The organism is Arthrobacter sp. SPT-J7, from assembly GCF_059089965.1.
This window is the reverse complement of the sequence record NZ_JBNHFF010000336.1, coordinates 1-2545: the sequence shown is the minus strand read 5'-3', so window position 1 is coordinate 2545 and position 2545 is coordinate 1. Positions and strand designations below refer to the sequence as shown.

Sequence of the window (2545 nt, the reverse complement as noted above, 5' to 3'; positions counted from 1 at the left end):
TTGCCCGTTGTGGTTTTGTGTTACATAACCGCTCGTGGCGCTACCGGGTTGGGGAGAAGCTAACCCGCCAGTCCGGCGAGCAGGAAGATCACGGCGGCGATGGCGAAGCCCATCACACCGATGAGGGTTTCCATCACGGTCCAGGTCTTCAGGGTGGTCTTGACGTCCATCCCGAAGAAGCGGCCCACCAGCCAGAAGCCGGAATCGTTGACGTGGGAGACCACCACGGAGCCGGCGGCGACGGCGATGACCAGCGCGGCGATCTGCATGCCGTTGAGCCCGGCAGCAGCCACTGCAGGGGCGATCAGGCCCGCGGTGGTGGTAAGTGCCACGGTAGCGGAGCCCTGGGCGATGCGGAGGATGCTGGAAATCAGGAAGCCGGCCAGGATGAGCGGGATGCCCAGGTCGCCCAGGACGCCGGCCAGCGCGGAGCCGATGCCGGAGGTGCGCAGGACGCCACCGAACATGCCGCCGGCCCCGGTGATCAGGATGACGGAGCAGACCGGACCCAGCGAGGATTCGAGCAGTTTCTCCAGGGCGCCTGCATCCTTGCCGCGCTTGGCCCCGAGGACGAACATGGCCACGATCACGGCGATCAGCAGCGCAACAGGGGTTTCACCGATGGTGCGCAGGACCTGGAACCACTGCTCGTCCCTGACGCCTTCGCTCAACACACCGGAGGAGGCCAGCGTGTTCAGTCCGGTGTTCATGAAGATCAGGACCAACGGCAGGAGCAGCAGCCCCACAATGGTGCGGAAGCGCGGCGGGTGGGACTCGGCTTCTGCGCTTGCATGGCCCAGGATTTCCGGAACTGGCAGGACCAGCTTCCGGCCCGTGTAGAGGCCGAAGAGGTAGGCGGTGACGTACCAGGTGGGGATGGCGACGATGAGGCCTGCGATCGTTACCAGGCCAACGTTGGCGTCAAAGAAGGCCGAGGCGGATACAGGGCCCGGGTGCGGCGGCAGGAAGATGTGCATCACGGAGAACGCACCGGCTGCGGGCAGGCCGTAGCGGAGCACTCCCCCACCGAGGCGGTGGGCGACAGCGAAGACGACGGGCAGCATAACCACCAGGCCGGCGTCGAAGAAGATGGGAAAGCCGAAGATCAGCGAGGCCAGGCCCAGGGCGAAGGGGGCGCGCTTCTCACCGAAGATGCCGATGAGGTAATCGGCCAGGACTTTGGCGCCACCGCTGGTTTCGACAATGCGGCCGAGCATGGCCCCCAGCCCCACGAGGAGTGCCACGGTGCCCAGGGTCGTGCCGAAGCCGTTGATCAGTACGGGCACCACCTGGTTGGCGGGGATGCCGGTGGCGAAGGCGGTGGCGAGGCTGATCACGATCAGGGCGAGCAGTGCGTGCATGCGCAGCTTGATGATCAGGAACAGCAGCGCGGCGATCGCGGCTGCGGCGATGAGCAGCAGGGGGCCTGCACCCATCGTTTGGGTCCATCCTTCGATGGTCATGGTTCTCCTTTGAAACAGATGTACGGGGAAAGTGGGAGGTGGTTAGGGTGCTTCGCCTGCGGAAGGCTTCAGAACGGAGGCCACGATGGTTCTGACCAGCTCTTCGGGTGGCCGGGAAATATCCAGGCGGAGGCTTCCGGCAGCGAGTTCGTCGTCGCTCAGCGGTTCCAGGGTTGCCAGCTGGCTGGGCAGGAGCGTGGGCGGCATGAAGTGCCCTTCCCGGCCCTGCATGCGCTGCCCAATCAGCTCCGCTTCACCGTGGAGGTGCAGGAACAGGACGCGGCCTTCCGCCTGGGCAAGCAGCTGCCGGTAGCTCTGCTTGAGGGCGGAGCAGGTGAGCACGGTGCTTTTGCCAGCCTTGGCCTGGGTGGTCATCCAGTTCTGGATCTCCTGCAGCCAGGGCCAGCGGTCCTCGTCCTGCAGGGGAATGCCCTGGCTCATCTTCTGGATGTTGGACTGCGGGTGGAACTCGTCCGCTTCGGCGCATGCCCAGCCCAGCTGCTGGGAAAGAGCTGCCGCAATGGTGGACTTGCCGGAACCGGCAACGCCCATCACCACCAGGTGCGTGGCGGGATACTGCATGTTTTACCTCCGAAGAAGACGCCGTTGGCTTAGTGAAGAAAGCTCGTAGCGCGTCCCCCGAGGAGGTGCGCTTGGAATAAGGTAACACCTTTTCTTCCGACAGATACTATCTTTTCGTGTCACAAGTCATACCTTTTGCTGCTTCTTGAGTAAACTGGAAGCGCGCGCAGGCGCAGAGGAAGGCAGGATAGATGTCGACGGCGACACCACAGGACGCGGACAACGCGCACGACGGCGGGGCCTCCCCCGCGATGCACGAACGCGTTTTGGAGGCGGTAGGCGTTGCCATTGCTTCCGGCGAATTGCCGCCGGGAAGCCGGCTTACCCTGGAGGGGATTCAGCAGGAATACGGCATTTCCCGGACCGTAGCACGCGACACCATGAAGGTCCTTGAGTCCATGAACCTGGTGTACTCGCGCAGGCGGGTGGGCATCGTGGTGCAGGAGCGCCGGCTCTGGAATGTCTTTGATCCCAAGCTGGTGCGCTGGCGGCTGGCCACG

The 2545-nt window shown here is 64.3% G+C and carries 3 protein-coding genes; 1 reads left to right on the top strand and 2 read right to left on the bottom strand.

From position 1 onward, the window contains the following. Positions 1 to 59: 59 nt before the first annotated feature. Both AC5RWX_RS32300 and AC5RWX_RS32295 read right to left on the bottom strand, forming a co-directional pair. The gene (locus AC5RWX_RS32300; RefSeq protein WP_494100258.1) at positions 60 to 1463 is read right to left on the bottom strand and encodes a GntP family permease; all 1404 of its coding nucleotides are present in this window, start codon (positions 1461 to 1463) and stop codon (positions 60 to 62) included. A 42-nt stretch (positions 1464 to 1505) separates the two neighbouring features. After that, positions 1506 to 2045: a gluconokinase gene (locus tag AC5RWX_RS32295; protein WP_494100257.1), complete on the bottom strand. Its 540-nt coding sequence runs from the start codon at positions 2043 to 2045 to the stop codon at positions 1506 to 1508. 191 nt (positions 2046 to 2236) lie between these two features. On the opposite strand from AC5RWX_RS32295, the gene AC5RWX_RS32290 reads away from it, so the two are divergent. Beyond that, on the top strand, positions 2237 to 2545 hold a 309-nt coding region (locus AC5RWX_RS32290; RefSeq protein ID WP_494100256.1), incomplete at its 3' end, for a FadR/GntR family transcriptional regulator.